Source organism: Ignatzschineria sp. 22MB058224 (assembly GCF_058188435.1).
Window position 1 is genome coordinate 24,648 of the sequence record NZ_CP187366.1, and the last position, 20,353, is coordinate 45,000.

8 protein-coding genes and 1 riboswitch (1 of these 9 running past the window's edge) are annotated in these 20,353 nt (G+C 37.9%); of the genes, 5 read left to right on the forward strand and 3 right to left on the reverse strand.

What is annotated here, in order from left to right:
- The first annotated feature begins 137 nt into the window (after positions 1-137).
- Positions 138-12,890: an ESPR-type extended signal peptide-containing protein gene (locus tag ACPF7B_RS00095; RefSeq protein WP_490505612.1), complete on the forward strand. Its 12,753-nt coding sequence runs from the start codon at positions 138-140 to the stop codon at positions 12,888-12,890.
- A 112-nt stretch (positions 12,891-13,002) separates the two neighbouring features.
- Here the strand turns inward: ACPF7B_RS00095 and ACPF7B_RS00100 are convergent, their stop codons facing one another.
- Positions 13,003-13,944 carry a LysR family transcriptional regulator gene (locus ACPF7B_RS00100; protein WP_490505613.1) on the reverse strand — a complete coding sequence of 314 codons (942 nt, stop codon included), beginning with the start codon at positions 13,942-13,944 and terminating at the stop codon, positions 13,003-13,005.
- Positions 13,945-14,158: 214 nt separating this feature from the next.
- Here ACPF7B_RS00100 and ACPF7B_RS00105 point away from each other — a divergent pair, with 214 nt between their 5' ends.
- The 3 genes from ACPF7B_RS00105 to ACPF7B_RS00115 all read left to right on the forward strand — a co-directional run bounded on the left by ACPF7B_RS00105 (position 14,159) and on the right by ACPF7B_RS00115 (position 17,346).
- Positions 14,159-14,575, forward strand: coding sequence for a DoxX family protein (locus ACPF7B_RS00105; protein ID WP_490505614.1), 417 nt, complete (start codon positions 14,159-14,161; stop codon positions 14,573-14,575).
- A 273-nt stretch (positions 14,576-14,848) separates the two neighbouring features.
- Positions 14,849-14,953: riboswitch (TPP riboswitch) on the forward strand.
- A 144-nt stretch (positions 14,954-15,097) separates the two neighbouring features.
- Positions 15,098-16,882: a phosphomethylpyrimidine synthase ThiC gene (gene thiC, locus ACPF7B_RS00110; protein WP_490505615.1), complete on the forward strand. Its 1,785-nt coding sequence runs from the start codon at positions 15,098-15,100 to the stop codon at positions 16,880-16,882.
- 239 nt (positions 16,883-17,121) lie between these two features.
- The gene (locus tag ACPF7B_RS00115; RefSeq protein WP_490505616.1) at positions 17,122-17,346 is read left to right on the forward strand and encodes a ribbon-helix-helix domain-containing protein; all 225 of its coding nucleotides are present in this window, start codon (positions 17,122-17,124) and stop codon (positions 17,344-17,346) included.
- A gap of 194 nt (positions 17,347-17,540) precedes the next feature.
- Here ACPF7B_RS00115 and brnQ read toward each other — a convergent pair whose 3' ends face one another.
- Both brnQ and ACPF7B_RS00125 read right to left on the reverse strand, forming a co-directional pair.
- The gene (gene brnQ / locus ACPF7B_RS00120; protein ID WP_490505617.1) at positions 17,541-18,881 is read right to left on the reverse strand and encodes a branched-chain amino acid transport system II carrier protein; all 1,341 of its coding nucleotides are present in this window, start codon (positions 18,879-18,881) and stop codon (positions 17,541-17,543) included.
- A gap of 209 nt (positions 18,882-19,090) precedes the next feature.
- A complete protein-coding gene (locus ACPF7B_RS00125; RefSeq protein ID WP_490505618.1) occupies positions 19,091-19,942 on the reverse strand; it encodes a DMT family transporter in 852 nt (283 codons plus the stop codon).
- Positions 19,943-20,231: 289 nt separating this feature from the next.
- Between ACPF7B_RS00125 and ACPF7B_RS00130 the strand changes: the two genes are divergently transcribed.
- A protein-coding gene (locus ACPF7B_RS00130; RefSeq protein ID WP_490505619.1) for an aromatic amino acid transport family protein crosses the window boundary here: on the forward strand, positions 20,232-20,353 show its 5' end (the start). Its footprint extends 1,168 nt past the window's final position; 122 of the gene's 1,290 nt are visible here — the first part of the coding sequence; its start codon is at positions 20,232-20,234; its stop codon lies off the right edge, out of view.

Below are 20,353 nucleotides of genomic sequence, written 5' to 3' on the forward strand. Positions count from 1 at the left end.
TTGAGTTTTTGTTTATTATTTATTACATTACCTTCGATTATTTATAAGTATTTACATATAAATACAATTATTGTTTATTTGTGATTTACTAGTTTTATTTTAAGTATTTGACAATTTTGTCAGAAGGTTAGGAAGTAATGAATAAGATTTACCGTGTTATTTGGAATTATGTTTTAGGTCGTAGTGTTGTTACGAGTGAGTTAGGACAAGCGAAAAGAGGGATGTCTACGACCATTAGCTCGGTAAGTTGTGCGACTGAACAACTATCTTTATTCAAGAGAACGTTATTGAGTTTAGTTGTGATTAGTTCTTTAATGACAATTTCTCAGGCTGTTCCCTTATCAAATAATAGCTCAGATCTATTATTGTCAAAGCAAGTATCTCCAAAAGAAATGTCTGTTGAGCAAATTAAAACAGATTTAGAGAGTAAGGGGATTCAATTTAAGGGAAATGTGAAAGTTGTCAAAGATGACAGTGCTCTTGGCTATAATATTAACGTTCCTATTGGTTCATCATTGATATTTACTGATAAGTATAATGGGCTTTTTGAAGCAAAACTCGATGTGGAACAAAAGTATGGCCCGGATGGTACATCTCCTACTCAAGGAAATGTCCACATTTCCAATAATGCTAATGTGTCGTTGATTGTAGGAAATTACACATTACCTCCCCAAAATAGTAGTACTTTTTTTAACCATTGGCTATCCATAGACTCTGAAGGTTCTCTAGGGATGGTTTTTGAGTCTCCAGAGGCTTTTCAATCAACTAGTTATTTATATTTTCGTAATCCTGATAACTCACAAATATTAGGAAAAAGTCGAATTTTGGAAGCAAATTTTGTTGCTAAAGATAATAATAATCAAATTAAATTAGATAATCATAGTGGTCTTTTTTTAAAAACGAATGATGATGTTGTTCTACGCAATATAACTGTAGATACCTTAAAAAGTAAGCTTAACGGAAACGGAGTATTCACATTAAGTTATTTATCAAATAATAAATTGATTTTTACCAGTAATGATTATGGAAAAAGTAAATTAATTATTGCTGAGCAAAACAGTGGGAATCAGGATGTAGATTATATATTTAAGGATGCTTTTATTGAGGTAAAAGAAAGTGTTGGTAATCCTTTTTCATTAACAGTTAAAAATTTACGTATAGAAGGAGAAACACTCGTTATTCTACCGGGTTATAATACAGCTAAAATGGTGAGTGAAGCTCCAAAAAATATTGATTTTATTTTTAAAGATGAAACAAGCGATGATAAAAGAAAAATTTTAATCTCCCAAAATGATCTTACTGATGAAGAGTTAGCTAGAGTTTTTCTTGCGGATAGTAAGGGGTCTAAAATAGAAAATAGTACTGGAGCTAAAGCCTTTAATATTGAACAAAATGGGCAAAAAGTCGCAGAAGCACTAAGTGGATATAAATTTTCAGGTGTTAAAGGTTTAAGCATTACCTCTGGTGTTAGTGATGTGAATATCCTCAAAGATAAAACTCTCGAATTAACGGCTCCGGAAGCAAAATCAACAGTCTATTCGCGTTTGATCGGTGAGGGATATTTGAAATTAACTGGTTCGAAAGATCAATCGATTGTGATGAAAAAAAGCAACACTTACAAAGGTGGAACGACCGTTGCTGCTTCTAAGGTGATATTGGATGCTAATAATGGGTTGGGGACAGGTGATTTAATTGTAGATTCAGGTTCAGTGGTCGACTTAAATGGGAAGTCACAAACCGTTAAGAAATTGGATAACAAAGGTGTTATTGATTTGGGGGGAGGTACCTTAACTATTCAAAATGGTGGTAATCTTGGAGGGGTTATCGGCAGTGGCTCATTGGTGTTTTTAGACCATACTGTTGTAAAAGCTAACGTAGAAAACAGCTCTTTATTCGCAAATATAACATCAGAAACATTAGTGAATGTTGAAGAAAAAAATGCTTTAGGGACAGGCTCAATCACGCTTAAAAATAGTGGAGCTTTGCAAATTGATGTAGCTCAACATTTTAAAAATGAAATTCTAGGTGATCATAGTGCCAAATTAATTATTGGTAACTCAAACGGTACTGTTGAGTTAACTGGCAAAAATAGTATGTATAAAGGTTCGGTGGTTATACGTCCATCTGGGAATTTGGTGGTTAATAATTTGGCTTCTATTGGAGAAGATAATCTGGAGAGCGGATTTCTGATTGAGCGTACTGGAAAGGTTACTTTTAATAATATTCACCATGACCGTTTTCTTAGAGAATTCAATACTTCTGAAGATAGTACTATTACACTCAATAACAGTAGAATTACATTTTTAAATCCTAAAAATTCTTTCAAAGGTCATTATCATTTAAATAATCATTCGATTTTAACCGTCACCTCCCAAAACCAGATTAGCAAAGGTACTATCGCTCTTGATGGTGCCTCTTCACTGGTTATTCGTACAAACCTAGGCGAATTTAACAACACTGTTAATGGTAATGGACAATTGCAATTAGTGGATAATGGTTCTATTACTGTAACTGGAAAAGCAATAGAGGATTCTGTAAAAATCAACATTGCACCGAAGGCTTCATTTGTTGTTGCTGGAGCGTTAGGAAATGTTGCAAATGAAATGTCAGGTAACGGGGCATTAGTCGTTAACAAAAATGGCAGTATGACTGTCGGGAATAATTTAGGCTCAGATTTAAAGCTTAATGTAGATGGTTTATTAGCAATTAATAATTCTAAATCAGGTGATTACGCTATTAATAATTTATCTGGTCGCGGTAAACTTACGATAGATAATAATAAACAGAATTTAACGATCGCTAACACCGGGTTTACCGGTACGGTTGAAGCCAAAAATGCAGAAATTACTTTTAACGGCACAGATCAGCAAGTATTTAAAAGCGCGGAACTCATTCTAAAAGAAGGCGCAAATTCGACTATTACGCGAGATAGTGATGCGAAAAAAGTGAGCCTTAGTGGAGGCTCCCTTGGATTCAGTGGAACGAGTGATAAAATTGCTGGTAAGTTAAGTGTCACGGACCTCGATCTTTCTGGCGGGGTAATTAATATTAAGATTGATGGTTTAGTAGCTGGAGAGCAAACCGGAGATCTTAAAGATCCGCAAGACCTCTATAAATTAGGTAGTGGTAAAAAGGTTGATTTAGCATTAGTTGATTCTACAAATGCTGTAACAGGCAACAAAGCAACAGTTAATTTGAATGGTGAGAAATTAGCACTTGGTTCAGCGAGCAGTAATAGCACATCTACTAAGAAATTGACTCAAGATAATGATTATGTTGCTGATCTTAAATATGGCAATAGCGTAACAACTTCATCAGGAGGACAACACGGTCTATTTCTAAGTAGTGGTTTAAGTGAGATAGAAATTAAGCAGGATAAAACACTCACGTTAGTTTCACAAGCGGGCGATAGCCAAGATTTTGCAACAAAAGTTACAGGTAAAGGTAATTTATCACTTAATGCTTCTCAGCAGGAGATGTTATTTGGAAATGCACTTAATGATTACTCCGGCAACACAACTATTACACAGGGTGTAGTTAAATCAAATAGCGATAATGCCTTTGGAGAAAAAGGTAATTTAGCGATTAATAGCGGTGCAACACTTAATCTTAATGAACAAAAACAAGTAATTGAAAAGCTTACCAATAACGGTAATATTTTATTAAAACAAGGTTCTTTGTCTGTCACAAATGGTGGTGCATTAGGACGTATAAGTGGTGAAGGGGAATTGGTACTAACAGGAAAAGTTCAGATAGATGCTAACGTCAGTAACGAAAATTTAAATGCCACTATTCTTTTAGATAATGGAAATGTAGTTGTTAAAACTGGGAATGCTTTAGGGCATGGAAATGTTTTGATTGACAAAAATGGGGTTTTAATGCTTCATTCTGATTCAATTTTTGCTAATAAAATAAGCAGTAATGAGAATAGTGACGGGGTTATTAGAGTTACAGGAAATGTAAAGTTAACGGGCAATAATGACGGTTACAAAGGTATAATTCAGGTTGTAAGTAATGAGTTAACAATCACAAATTTATCCCAGTTAGGTTCTTCTACGACACAGCAAAGTTTGATATTAGAAAATAAAGGTTCCATTAATTTTTCAGGTATCTCAAATGGTAGCATTAATCGTCAAGTATCTGGTCGTGGAAATGTTAATTTAACTAATAGTCAGCTTGCATTAAAAAATGCAAAAAATGACTTCTCTGGGAAATATAATCTTACAAAGTCAACATTAAGTATTACTGAAAAAGGGCAACTTCATAGCGCTTCATTAAGTTTGAATGAAGGCTCTACATTATCTATTAATGGTGATGTAACGGACTTTAATAATACGGTTGAGGGTAAAGGGAACATTGCGATAACTAATGGCGGGAAATTAGCTGTTACTGAAAAGAATATCGACGATGCTGTTGTAGTTGATATTGGTAAAGGTGCGACATTTATCGCTGCAGGAAAGCTTGGTGATATTAATAATAAGATCAATGGTTTCGGAACGGTAAGTGTTAGTAATAATGCTAATATGTCCGTGACTAATACGAATCTAAACGATACATTAACCTTGAATATTGAGAATAATGGTGAGATTGCGATTACTAATACTAATAGTGCCGCTTATACATTAAATAATAAGGTTGCTGGTTCTGGAAATTTAGTTATTGATAATAAAGGGCAAGTATTTGACTCTACCCAATCAGGATTTATGGGGGTAGTTGATGTCAAAAATGCTGATATTACTTTTAATGGAACGAACCAAAAAGTTTTTGATAGTGCAGATCTCATTTTAAATGAGGGTGCGAAGGCAACGGTTAAAGGAACTAGCAATGCGAAAAATGTAACACTTGCTGGAGGTTCTTTAAATTTTGGTGGTGTTCCAAGTACTTTAAGTGTCGAAGGTCTTGACCTCTCAAGTGGAGATGTAAGCGTCAAAATTGATGGTTTACTCACAAACTCAAATGATTCATCTGCTGTAAATGCAGAAGATACTAATCTGTTTGAATTAGGTAATGGCAAAAATAAAGACCTGACACTTGTCGCTTCTAAAACAGAAGTAAAGGTGGGCAATGCTAGTTTTAACTTAAATGGACAGAGCCTAAAAATTGGTGAGACGGCTGGTAGCAACAAAGAAATCACGTTAAATCAAGCTGGGAAGCATGTTGCAAATCTACAGTATGGCAACAGTGTTACAACGACTTCTAATGGTAAACATGGACTTTTTATAAGTGCTGGTCTAAATGCTATTGAGCTTGTTAAGGATGAAAATCTCCAATTAGCAGCGAAATCAAATTCCAATAATACTTTTATAACAAAAGTTATTGGCGAAGGGAGTTTAACGTTAGATGCTAAGGATAACGGGATTACATTCGGAAACGAACAGAATAGTTACTCAGGTGATACAACTATTACCAGTGGTAAGGTAAGCCTTGCAAGTAATAATGCCCTTGGTAATAAAGGTAATCTTACTATTAAAAATGGTGGAGTGCTGGATCTTGCTGGAAAAACACAAGTTGTTGATCAGCTTGAAAATAGTGGCAATATCGCGCTTAATAACGGAAATCTAACCCTTAATAATGGAGGCTCATTTGCTAATGTTGCGGGTTCTGGAATAGTGAATCTCTCAGGTGGAAAACTAACTGCAGATACATCAAATAATGATCTAACCGCCAATATTACTGTTTCTAAAGATGCTCATGCTGATTTAAATGCTAGAAATGGTTTAGGTAAGGGGAATATTACATTAGACGGTTCGTTAGCAGTGAATGTTGATCAAACAGTCGGGAATACACTTACAGGCGCTGGAAATATTACGATTAATGCTGATACAACGTTCTCAGGGGACAACAGCGCTTATAAAGGGAAAATTACCATTGAAAATGGTCAATTATCAGTAGATAAAACAGCACAGTTAGGTGGCTCAGCCGTCACGCTTACCGATAATAATTCACAACTTAATATTACAGGTAATCTTGGAGAGATTACGAATCAGGTATCGGGTCAAGGGCAAATTAATATCGCTGAGCAAGGTCAGTTAACCTTGACGGATTCCAATAATATCTCGAAAGATATTGCCTTAAATGTCTCTTCAAAAGGTACATTGGATATCAAGCAATCAGCACTTGATTCTAAATTAAGTGGTGAGGGAGCAATTAATATCCATGGTAATGGCGATAATGTAGTAGTTTCTGAGAAGGTTGGTAACAATTTCACAGGGACATTGACAGTTAATAATACACAAATGGACTTAAATGGTCTGGTCCTTAAAGGTAGCAGTATTGTTCTTAAAAATGGTGGATTGACGGTTACCGCAGATACTAATCATAAAGATGTGACACTTAATAATGGCAGCTTGATATTTGTAGCAGGTAATGCCTCAGATAGAGCAAAAGGTGTACTTAAAGCAGATTCCATTAATCTAACGAATGGTACCGTGAAGATTACAATGGCTGAAAATAAGGCGCCTTTAATAGATCTTAAAAATGGTTTGACGCTTGGAAATCTCTTTAAAACATCAGGAGATGAAAGTGTTTTCTATAAGTTAGGAGAAGCAGATAATGTCTCTATTTCGAAGAACAATATCGATTTGTATGTCAATGATACAAAAATTGGTACAGGCTCAACTCATGTGAACCATGTGGTGAAGTTAGATAATGGACTTTCTGCGAAAGTGACCTATGACTATAAACTTGCAGCGAATAGTGGCCTTTATGACTCTACTGAAACTAGTGAAAATGGTCTATATGTAAAATATGGCGTGACAAAAGTTGTGTTAGATGGCGATTTAAACATTGGTGATGGTGAAACGGTTGATACTGATGGCGGAGATGTTGATACTGGCGAGAACGACATTAAAAATGATGGCAATCTAAACACTGGAGGCGGAGATGTCGGAACCGGTGGCGGAAATATTAATAATGGAGAAAATGGTGAAGTTAATACAGGCGGCGGTAATATCAATGCCGGCTGTAATGAAGATAAAACTAAATGTGGTAGTATCGATAATGATGGAAAAATTGATACGACTGACCCGAAAAATCCAGGCAACGGAGGTGATGTAACCACGGAAAATGGTGATATCAATAACGGTAAAGATGGTGAAATCATAACCGATGGTGGTGATGTATCTGCTGGGGGTAACGGTAATATCAAGAATGAAGGTGATATTAATACCGGCGGTGGTGATGTCACGACTGAAAACGGGAATATTGATAATAAGGAAGATGGAGCGATTATAACCGAAGGTGGTAATGTTTCTGCTGGTGGTGATGGAAATATCAATAATGATGGAAAAATTGATACGACTGACCCGAAAAATCCAGGCAACGGAGGTGATGTAACCACGGAAAATGGTGATATCAATAACGGTAAAGATGGTGAAATCATAACCGATGGTGGTGATGTATCTGCTGGGGGTAACGGTAATATCAAGAATGAAGGTGATATTAATACCGGTGGTGGTGATGTCACGACTGAAAACGGTAATATAAATAACATCGGCAAAGATAGTGAAATCAACACAGGAGCTGGAGATGTCTCTTCAGGTGGAGATCTTAAAAATGATGGTGAGATCATTACTGATGGTGGGGAAATCATTGTAGGCGGTAAAAAAGACCCTGAAACCGGTAAACCGCTTCCAGGAAATGGTGGTAATCTTGATAATACCGGTAATATCGATACCTCTAAACCTGGGGATAAAGGCGGTGACATCACTGTATTCCCGAAACCAGATTGTGATGGGCCAGATTGTAAAGGTGATATCAACAATAATAATGGCGGCAACATTACAACCGGCGGTGGCAATATTAATGGTGGTGGCAATCTTAATAATGGAGATGGTAACAGTAATGGAACTATTGATACTTCAGGGCCTAAAGATAAAGATGGTAAGCCAATTGTTGATGAGAATGGTAAACCACTACCCGGTGGTGATATCACGATTAAAGATACGATCAATAATGAAAAAGACAGTGCAATCATAACTGGTGGCGGTAATGTAACCGGCGGTGGCGGTATTAAGAATGAAGGGAACATTAATACTGCAAATCAAGGCGGAGATGGAGGTGATATCATCTCTGGCGGTAATATTACCAATACAAAACCTGAAGGCGGTAATGAATCAGATGGAAAACTAGAAACAGGCGGTGGAGATATTGTTGTCGGTGGAAAAGTTGATCCTGAAACAGGTAAACCGATTTTTGATGAGAATGGAAAACCCGTTCAAGGTAATGGAGGTAATCTCACCAATAATGGCGGAGAGATTGATACCTCAAATCCTAATGGCAAAGGTGGAAATATTACTGTCTTCCCGAAACCTGATTGTAAAACTGATGAATGCCTAGGCGATATTATCAATAAAGATAATGGCTCTATTACCACAGGTGGTGGAGATGTTAACGGCGGTAATAATATTATCAACGAAGGTGATATTAACACCTCCGGTAAAGATAAAGACGGTAAACCAATTGTTGATAAAGATGGCAACCCAATTAAGGGTGGTGATCTCAATGCTAATGGTATTTTAACTAATGGTGATCCAAGCGGTAAACCAACAGGTACAATCAATACTGGTGGCGGTAATATAACCGTTAATGGTAAAGATACTGAAGGTAACAAGCTTCCTGATGGTACAGATACGCTTATCAATAATCCAGGTAGTGACATCAATACTGGCGGATTAACCGATAAAGATGGTAACAAATTGCCAGGCGGCAATATCACCGTTGAAAATGGTGATATCTTAAACAAAGGTGATATCTCAACTGAAGGTGGTCAAGTTTCGACTAACAACGGTGGGAATATAAAAAATGAAGGTGACATTAACACCTCCGGTAAAGATAAAGACGGTAAACCAATTGTTGATAAAGATGGCAACCCAATTAAGGGTGGTGATCTCAATGCTAATGGTACTTTAACTAATGGTGATCCAAGCGGTAAACCAACAGGTACAATCAATACTGGTGGCGGTAATATAACCGTTAATGGTAAAGACACTGAAGGTAACAAGCTTCCTGATGGCACAGATACGCTTATCAATAATCCAGGTAGTGACATCAATACTGGCGGATTAACCGATAAAGATGGTAATAAATTGCCAGGCGGCAATATTACCGTTGAAAATGGTGATATCTTAAACAAAGGTGATATCACGACAGAAGGCGGTAATATTACTGCTGACAATGGTAGTTTAACCAATGAAAAAGATGCCAATATTAAGGTTGATGGCGGTAAAGTTGATATCTCTAAAGATGTTACTAATAGCGGTAATATTGAGCTTGGTGGCGGAGAGTTGAATGTCGGCGGTAAGCTAACCAATACCGATGATAAAGGGGTAATCACGATTGGCAAAAAAGATGGTAAGCCTGGAAAAGTCGATGTTGTTGGCGAGCTTAAGAATGATGGTGTTATTAATCTTGATGGCGGCGACTTAATTATTAATGGTGGTGGTTCATCTAATAATGATAATGGTCTCACTGGTAACAGTGGCTCTATTAAAGTTCCAGGCAGCAAAGGTGCTGATGACAACACATTTACCGTTTCAGGAAAAAATGATGGGCTTGGTAAAGATGTCAGTGTTGAAATCGGAAAAGGTGACGCAGGAAAAGGCAATGGCCATATTATTATTGATGAAAGTGGTAGTCTTGGTAATGCAGGAATCAAAAATGATGGAAACTTAACGCTTGTCGGTGAAAAAACGAGCGAAAATTCCGTTAAAAATGATATTTCCGGTAAAGGAACGATTAACATCAAAGCTGGGGAAGATGCCTCTAATCCAAATAGAGGAGATGTTGAACTATCCGGTGACAATAGTGGCTTTGGCGGCAAAATTAACGTTAGTGACCAAGGAAACGTAATTATTAACGGAGATATGAATCACCTTGGTGGTAAAGAGACCATTGTTGATCTGACAAAAGGCAATAGTCATCTCACAATCAACGATGTGCCTAGCAAAAAAGAGGGTGCAAGTACAGATATGAACCAGACTGTGAAAGGTGATGGAAATATTCATATCAATGATAGTGATATCACCGTTTCTGGCGATAATTCAGACTTTAATGGTAATTGGACACTCGGCACTAAGCCAGGCTCGGAGAAAGAGGGAAGTAATGTCTCTGTTTCTGAGGATAAAAACCTTGGTAATGGTAATGGGACAATTACGATTGGTGGTGGCAGTGCGCTAGTGCTTGATCGTTATAACAAGGATGATAAAGGCACATCACAAGATCCTAATTCGCTTAAGAATACTGTTAAAGGTGAAGGCACTATTTACTTAAAAGATACTGATTTAGATCTCAATGAGACAACCAAGGAGTTTGAAGGTAGTCTCCATGTGGATGGTAAATCAAACTTAAAAGTGAAGGATAATCAATTCAACAATCAGCTTGAAGGTGATGGTACATTCAGTGTGGATGCTGGTAAAGATGGCAAAAATCAAGATTTCCAATTTGGGGACAAAGTGGAAAGTGATTTTGCTGGAACGGTTGATATGAATAATGGAAACTTCACTTTAAATGAGCAAAACAGCAATGTGTTAGGCAAAGGAACTCTTAACATTGGTCAAAACAGTAATATTGACTTTGGTTCAGAAGGTGATCGTAACCTTGGAGGAGTTTCGTTTGGTGGTGGTACATTACGCTTTGATAATGGTATTATTCAAGAATATGCTAAATTGACATCGAAGAATGTTCTAAATGTCCAAAAGCTAAACCTTACTAATGCTAAAGGAACTGTGGTTGTTGAACACTTCCCATTAAATCTTGATCCATCTTTGGAAAAAGGTATCGGTCTAGTAGAGTTAAATGTTGGTAAACCATTACTGAAATTAGTGGATGCTAAAGATGTTGTTGGAGATCTAACGAATGATCTTGCACTTGAATTGATTGATGTGAATGGTAAAGATATTGCAAAAAATACCGATATCTTATTGTTAACAAACTTGGGCATTGTGGATAAAGCGGAGAAGGGAGCTACTGTTGCAGAAGGAACCTTTGGTTATGGATTATCCACAGGTAGTGATGCAAAAGGTGATGGACTTCATGTGAGTTATCAACTCTCTAAATTAGCAATTTTAGAAGATAAAACAGCTGTTTTAGAAGGAGCTGAAGACCGTAATAACACCTTCAAAGCAGAAATTTCTGACAAAGTGAAAAATGGTCACCTTGAAATTCGTAATGATAAAGCAACAACGGCTATTACATTAACTGGTCAAAATAGTTATACTGGGAAAACAACGGTTGTATCTGGAGGTTTAATTGCAGGTGTTAGCGGTGCTTTAGGGAATACATCTCAATTAGCGATCCAAAATGGGGCTCATTTTGATCTTAATGATACAACCCAAACTCTTGGTGGTTTGAAAGTTGCGGAAGGTGCGATTTTTAAAGGTACAGGAACATTAAATGGTACGAAGGACTCTAAGTTTGAGAATGCTGGTACTATTCAAGTGGGTCAAGGTATAACTCAAAATCGTCAAAATATTAATGGTCAAACAGAACATCTGACTTTTGGTAGTCATTTCACAAACAGTGGGGCAATTCGTTTAGAAGGTACTCAAGTCGGAAATACTATGACAATTGATGGAGACTATATCGGAGTTGATGGTACACTTTCTATGAATGCTAATATCAATGGAAGCGGTAACTCTTCTGCGGACAAATTGATTATCAAAGGTGCAGCATCTGGAACAACGCAAGTCCATGTCACGACAATGGGTGTTGGGGGTGCATTAGCGAAGAAAGACTTAATGTTAATCGAAGCAGAAAGCTCTACAAAAGGGGCCTTTAAAGCGAGTAATGAGATCGCTATTGGTAGTTATCAATACTTCTTAACACGTGATGGTCAAGATCAGAATTGGTATCTTTCAGGCATTAATCCACAAAGCGGTGTAGATCAGATTTATCGTTCAGATATAGGGGTCAGCCTTGGTAATACACAAGCTGCTATTCATACACAAGTACCGGGGCTTGGTGGAGTTGGCCTTGGAGGAAGTGAGGTGAGCGCAAGTGGTATTCGTTCATTAGCTTCTAATCGCTTAGGTGTAAATGGCGATGGGTTTGTTGCCGAAAGCAGCGTGTGGAATATCACTAAAGGAGGAAAAACTAAGGGGCGTGCCGGAGATAATCAGCTTCATTATGATAATGATTATAACAGCACTACAATTGGTGGTGATCACCTCTTTAACTTTGGCTATGATGGTATGACTCGTTTAGGTCTGATGATTACAACGATGAAGGCGAAAACACATTCGGATAACGTCCTTTCAGGTACGCGCTCTAAAGGTCAAGTGACAGGGCAAGCATTTGGTGCTTATGGAACGTGGTATCTCCAAAATGGTAATGCGTTAACCCCTTATGTCGATGGATTGATCTCTTACGGTAATTATCGTAATAAGGTGGAATCACAGGGCAATGGCTCAGCATCTTATCGATCACATCTCTGGAATTTAACAATGCAAGGGGGATATCCGATTGATCTTGGTAATAATGTTGTTATTGAACCTCAAGCACAGATGACTTTAATGAGCTTTAATGCGAAAGGTTATCGTGATCCTAATTCTGGTGTGTGGGTGAAAAACTCAACATCTGGAAATGTCGTAACGCGTGCAGGGTTGTTTGTTTATCCAAAAGAGGGTGATATTCGTCCATATGCCGGTATAAATCTCTGGTATGACGGAACCAAAGCGGAAGCGAAATACAATAACGACAAACATAGTAGTTATCGTAATGGACTTTCAGTAGAAGCGAAGGCGGGAGTTTCAGGGATTGTTGCGGATAACTTCACAATCTCTGTGGATACTTTCTATCGTCAAGGTCAGCACAAAGTGAAGGATTACGGAGCAGGTATTACGCTTAAGTATCGTTTCCAAGATCTTTTCAACACTGAGAAAAGTGCAGAATAATCACTAATAGAAATTTCTATTAGTCGATAATTAGGGGCTGCAACCTGTTAAATGGTTGCAGCTTTTTTGTATGCCTAAATTACCCGCATGACTTGTAAGATCAAAAAATATTTCAAATATAGTAATCGATCATTTTATTACTCGTTGGTAATAAAGGCTGAATTTCTTTCATAAAATAGTCAATAAACAACCGAGTCTTAGCAGGTATATAGCCATTACTCGGGTAGACAAGATGAACATTCATGGGAGGAGGTGCGCTTCCGGGTAATACTTCAATTAACTTACCATTATCAATTTCTCGTTGGACAGAATAGTCCATTAATCGAGTGATTCCTAGTCCTAAAAGCGCATGGTCACGAGCAGCTAATGAGTGGCTGTGAACAATTGCATAGGTAATAGGGGGACGATGATATTTTTCACCAAATTCCCAATAAATTGGTGTTCCTCGATCAGGGAAATGTAGTCCAATGCATTGATGCTTACTCAAATCATCAATGGTTTCTGGCACCCCATATTTTTCTAAGTAACGTGGTGAAGCAACTAATTTAAATTCGGTTGTATGTAGATGTTTTGCAATGACACGTGTCTCTTCAAGCTCGCCAATCCTAATCGCTAAATCAAATGGTTCTTTAGTAAAGTTCACAAAGTGATTGCCTAAACTGATCTCTAATTGAAGATTATGACGATTTTGTTCAATAAAAGGGGAGAGGTTAGGAATTAATACTGTAACGCCATAACTATCTGGTGCACTAATCCGCAATGTACCATGGGGTTTAACGTTCGCTGCTAATTGATTTTCCATCGCCAAAATTTCATCAATAGATTTTTTACAGACCTCATAATAGCTTATCCCTTCTTCTGTTAAACGCATTGCACGCGTGGAACGAATAAAAAGTTTCAAGGAGAGTTTTTTTTCTAAACGTGCGATTGCTTTACTGATAGAAGATGGAGTTGTTCCTAGTAAAATGGCTGCCTCTGTAAAACTATTGCATTCCGCGACTTTACAAAAAAGGTAGATATCTTCCAGATCAATTTTTTTGGAGATGGTACTCATAAATTTCATTGCCTTTTATGTCGAGCATTAATGCAAAAATGGAAATAATGATTTTCCATTCTTCTATATCAGCACTCTAAAAGAAACTCTACTATAACCACATGTTAAATATTTTGATGGGTTAATAAAGCGATAGATTAGTTCATTAGAATGATTTTAATTTATTCAAAATTATACAAAATTGCATGTTAGTTTTTTTCAAGAGGAATGACGAATGTTTAATCCAAATGTTTTTGTTAAAAATAGTGTTTCATCAGCTGGAGCCCAATCGTTACTCATGTTGGTGGGTCGTGCTTTCTTAGCATATCTTTTTATTGTGTCTGGATGGGGGAAAATCTTCGGTTTTTCAGGAACCGCTGCATATATGGCATCAAAGGGATTGCCAGAAGGACTATTATGGCTCGTTATTCTACTTGAACTCGGTGGCGGACTTGCAATTCTTATTGGTTTTCAAACGCGTTTTGTGGCATTTTTTATGATTATTTTTAATATCGCGACTGCGTTTATTTTTCACGGAGCCCCCGAAGATGCAACATCCTTTATGAAAAATATTGCAATCGCAGGCGGGTTTATCTATTTGATGGCGCATGGTGCTGGGCTTTGGAGTGTTGACCGTTATTTAGAAAAATAGATTATGTCCTTACTATTAGCGATTAGATAAAACTTTATTCATCAATTCCCCCCCTCAATCCTCAGTGAACCGTATCTTTGTAAGATACGGTTTTTTATGTGTAAATCATCCGTTATTTTTGAAACAGGTTTTTATTAGAGAAACAAATTACTAGTGCAATTTAGAATAAGATGAATCATCTGTTGTCTAAATTTTGATAATGGAATATTTGTATCCGAGAAACTTTGATTTTTAGGCCTAAACAGGCTATAACTACACTCTTGATACAAAGTATCAATTCGCTAGGGGAGCTCTTTAGAGAGCTGAGATTAGCTTTTGCTTAAACCCTTTGGACCTGATCTGGCTAGTACCAGCGTAGGGAAGTCACTATTAGCAAAAAGTACAATAATTTGAAAATATATTTATCAATTTTTGATGATAATTGTCGTCAATTTATTGTCATCTCTATATTGCTTACAATGTCATTTTACGCCCGTGCCAGAATCTCGTCTTTATTGATCAAAATAATAAAGGAGAGGTTTTATGACTCAAAAAATCCAATTAATGAAGCAGTTTCCCAAGAGTCGCAAAGTCTATGTTGAAGGCAGTCGACCCGATATTTTAGTGCCATTTCGTGAGATTGAATTGAGCGATACGCTTGGCCCGAAAGGGGAAGTGATCGAGAAGAATGAACCATTTCGCGTCTACGATACTAGTGGTCCTTATACCGATGAGAATTATCAAGTGGATCTCACAAAAGGGCTGCCGGCACTCAAAAGAGATTGGGTGATAGAGCGCGGTGATGTGGAGGAGTATTATGGCCGCAAAAAGAGCGCGCGCGATGATGGCTACAAGCGTGAAGATGATCCACGTATCAATGAGGGCGTATTCCCGGGGTTAAAGCGTAAACCTCTGCGTGCTAAGCCGGGCATGAATGTGACACAGATGCACTATGCACGTAAAGGAATCATTACGCCGGAGATGGAGTTTATCGCCATTCGCGAAGGGATGACGCCGGAGTTTGTACGTGATGAAGTCGCTGCAGGACGGGCGATTATTCCCTCAAATATCAATCATCCTGAAGCAGAGCCGATGATTATTGGTAAAAATTTCCATGTGAAGATCAATGCCAATATCGGTAACTCAGCGATCACCTCCAATATCGAAGAGGAAGTGGAGAAGATGACTTGGGCAACCCGTTGGGGCGCTGATAACGTCATGGATCTCTCAACAGGAAAAGATATCCATAAAACGCGTGAGTGGATCATCCGTAACTCCGCGGTGCCGATCGGAACAGTGCCGATCTATCAAGCGCTTGAAAAGGTGAATGGCATTGCTGAAGATCTCAACTGGGAAGTTTTCCGCGATACGCTGATTGAGCAAGCAGAGCAGGGGGTCGATTACTTTACAATTCATGCCGGCGTTCTACTCCGCTATATTCCAATGACGGCTAATCGTGTGACCGGCATTGTTTCTCGTGGTGGATCGATCATGGCGCAATGGTGTTTAGCGCACCATAAAGAGAACTTTATCTATGAGAACTTTGAAGAGATCTGCGAGATCATGAAGCAGTATGATATCTCTTTCTCATTAGGTGATGGCCTGCGTCCAGGATCGATTGCAGATGCTAATGATGAAGCGCAATTTGCAGAACTTAAGACGCTCGGTGAATTGACAGAGATTGCCTGGAAGCACGATGTACAGACGATGATCGAAGGCCCAGGACATGTGCCGATGAATAAGATCAAAGAGAATATGGAGATGCAGGAGAAGTATTGTCACGATGCGCCTTTCTATACATTAGGCCCATTAACGACCGATATTGCTCCGGGATATGATCATATTACTTCAGCAATTGGTGCCGCACAGATCGCTTGGTATGGTACAGCAATGCTCTGCTATGTGACGCCGAAAGAGCATTTAGGTCTTCCAAACCGTGAAGATGTGCGTGCCGGCGTTGTCACCTATAAGTTAGCGGCACATGCGGCTGACTTAGCGAAAGGGCATCCAAATGCACAAAAACGAGATGATGCACTCTCAAAAGCACGTTTTGAATTCCGCTGGGAAGATCAATTCAATCTCGGTTTAGATCCAGAGCTTGCGCGTGAGTATCATGATGAAACGCTCCCACAAGAGGCGGCAAAAGTCGCACACTTTTGCTCAATGTGTGGTCCTAAATTCTGCTCAATGCGTATCTCCCAAGATATTCGCCGGGAAGCACAAGCGAAAAACCTTGCCGAAGCGCCGGAAGAAGTACGTGTTGCGATTGAAGGCATGAAGCAGAAATCAGAAGAGTTTAAAGAGCAAGGGCAGCAGATTTATAGTTAATTACCTTTGGGAATAATTTGTTGAGATAATTGCTGTATTAAGCAATATTTTTAGAAAACTCTCTTGTCGAATCGGCAGGGGAGTTTTTTGTAGAAGAGCATTAGTCTGCTTTATAGTAAGTAGTAGACAGGATCTCTAAGTCAGTATGAGTATCAATTTATCTATTCTCTATATAGATTAAAATTCCCAATCATTTGCACTCAATCATTGGCAATTATTGTTAAACAGGAAGAGGTAATATGAGCACAATGAAGATTTCGCTTCCTGAATCATTAAAAAATTTTGTTGAGCGTAAGGTGAAAGATTGCACCTATAGTACAAATAGCGAATATGTGAAGGGCAAGGATCTCGAACGAGAAAGGTTTCGACTTCTTTTACTCAAAGGGGCTCAATCTCCAAGATCAGAGAAAGAGCTAAATCAACAATATTTTAAAGGATTGCGAGATAAGGTATCGATAGAGTGAGTTGAGCATACACCGATGTACCTAATTGGTTAAGGAGCTAGGGATCGATGAAACGCTTGGCGACTATTGAGTGTTGTAATAATCACATAAAACATTACCTAAAAAAAGTAGCAAAAAAAGACCTTTCTAAAAGCGTAGAAAGGTCTTTGGTAGAATGAATATCGTAGTGCTCTACATTTGGGTTGTTACTCTCTTTAGTTTTTCTGTCTTAAACTTACTCCCCACCCAATCACAAAGCCGGCAATTGCAGGAAGAATCCAGCCCATATTGACATTGGAAAGGGGTAAAACCGAATCCACGAATGATGTAATATTGAAAATAATTGGGTTTTGGCTAATCACAGAGGAGGAAGCTTTAAGTCCTTCAAGTACGGCAACGATGAATGTCACACCGATTGTTATTTGATAAACAATTTTTTTGTGATGGAAAAGAGGCGATAGGAATGCTAAAAATACTAAGGTAATTGCCAAAGGATAAAGGAACATCAATACTGGAATAGAGATGCTTATAATTGCTGTTAATCCCACGTTTGCAATCAGCATACTAATCAGGCTAAAGAGATGGACAAAGGTGCGATAAGAGATCTTGGGAAAGAGCTGATTAAACATCTCCGCACAGGCACAGATCAGACCGATAGCTGTTTTTAAACAGGCAACGGTAATGATGAAAGCCAAAAGAATCGAACCATATGAACCAAAGTAATAAGTGGAAATCTGTGCTAAAGCAATACCACCATTTTCAGAGAGTGGGAATTGATGTAAGCTCATCGCACCGATATAAGCAAGACAACCATAAATTGCACTCATTAGAACCAAGCTCACGATTCCGGATTTAAAGGTATCTTTAGCAATATCGGTCGTATTTGTAACTCCAAGGTTTTTAATGGTATTTACGACAATAATCCCGAATGCTAAAGATGCAAGGACATCCATCGTGTTGTAACCTTCTGTAAAGCCTTTAAATATCGGGCTAGCTTGATAGCTCTTTTGGACGCTTAATGATGCGACATCCCCCATTGGATTAATAAAAGCGCTAATAATCAAGGAGGCTAATAGTATTAAAAAAATAGGATTTAATACTTTGCCAATCCACATCATAATGTTGGTAGGATTCAGCGATAAAACCCATGCAAGAAGAAAGAAGATAATAGTGAAGATTAAGAGTGCAATCACCATCTGATCATCATTTAAAAAAGGTGTTAAGCCGATTTCAAACGGCACGGTTGCTGTACGAGGAAGTGCGAAAAAAGGACCAATTGTCAGATAGAGTACAATCGTAAAAAATAGGCCATAAGCTGGCGTTATACGACTTGCTAAATCATACAATCCATTACTTTTGGAAAATCCAATCGCCACAACACCTAAAAAGGGAAGACCGACGCCGGTGAGAATAAATCCAATCGTTGCCATTAAGGTAGAAGCTCCCGCTTCTTGCCCCATATGTACCGGAAAGATCAAGTTGCCGGCACCAAAAAATAGACCAAATAACATCGACCCAACGGTGATGTATGCTGAGAGTGAGAGTTGTTTTTTCATTATTGTCTCGTTATGTATTAAAAAATTATGCAATGTTGATGCAATATTTATCTAATAAAATGTTATTGAGGAGGTTGTCCTTATAAACATTCGTAAAGTTGAGACTTTACTAAAAAATAACGTTCGTTGCTGAAGTTTTTATAGAAAATAGCACATTGTTTTTGAGTTAAATTAATTGTGTATCTAACTTGTAAGATTTTTGATGCTGATTACTGCCTCTTTATGATGAGTAGTAATCCTGCGATAATGACAAGAAGTGCACCTAACCACCCCCAAATACCTAATGTTTCATTCCAGAAAAAGTGGGAAATTAAGGCACCAAATACGGCATTAAGATAGTAAAAGGGTGCAAGAATTGATGCATCGGTGAGAGAGTTTGCTTTTGTGACCCACACTTGTCCTAATGACCCAAAGATTCCCATCAGTAAGACAATCCCCCATACCGTCGGAGATATTGGTAGTGTGAGTTCAGTAAATGCGCCTAAGATCAGTGCTGATATAATCCCCGTGAGCGAGAAGTAAAAGACAATCTCTGCTCCTTTTGCTACTTTACTAACACGCTTAATTGCGACCATTGCCATTGCTACAAAAATTCCAGCTAAGATTGGCAGCAAGGAAAGTAAGGAAAAATGAGGTTTATCAACATCGGCAATCATCCAAACACCTGCTAAAGCAAGAATAAAACTGGGAATTAAGATCCAGCTAAGTCGTTCTTTGAGCCAAATGAATGCCAGTATCGGGACAAAAAGCGGCGTTAATGAACGCAGAACGGTTGCATCTGAAAGTGGTAAAACTTTTAATGACACAAATATCAGGATCATGCCAATCTGTCCAGACAGAGAACGAATAGCATGTAGTGGCAATCGAGAGAATGAATTTTTAATCTCTCCCGAGTAATAAAATGCAGGGAAAACCCAAAAAAGGGTAATGATATTCCGAAAGAGAATAATAGTTGCTGTCGAGATATCGCCACTTAACCATTTTATAGAACTATCCATTAGAGCGAAGGCGACTTGGGAGATAATTACAAAAAATATTCCCAATAGAAGATTATTACGCATTGTTTAATAGGCCTTGCAAATAAAAGTTGGCTGATAATATATCAAATATCTGAATAAAGAATAAATAAGCCCTTTCGGATTCCCTAAAAAAATTATTAAGAGATATTTTTAGTTGAATATAGAGAAGTAAATTGCGATTTTTTAACTGAAAAAGAGACTGGACATTCATCACAAAATGCCTATATGCTTGAAAAATATTAATAAGTATAAGATAAGATTTTAATCAACTAATAAAATTTGGGAAAATTTTTTAGTAAACATAATAAATAAAATATTGGAGGATAGAAGTATGGTACAAGCAGGAACTGCTGTCTCAGCATCCGACTCTAGGAGTCGCTTAATCACAAAAAAACTTACCTTGATAGAAGGTATTGCAATGATTGTAGGTACCAATATCGGTGCTGGCGTTTT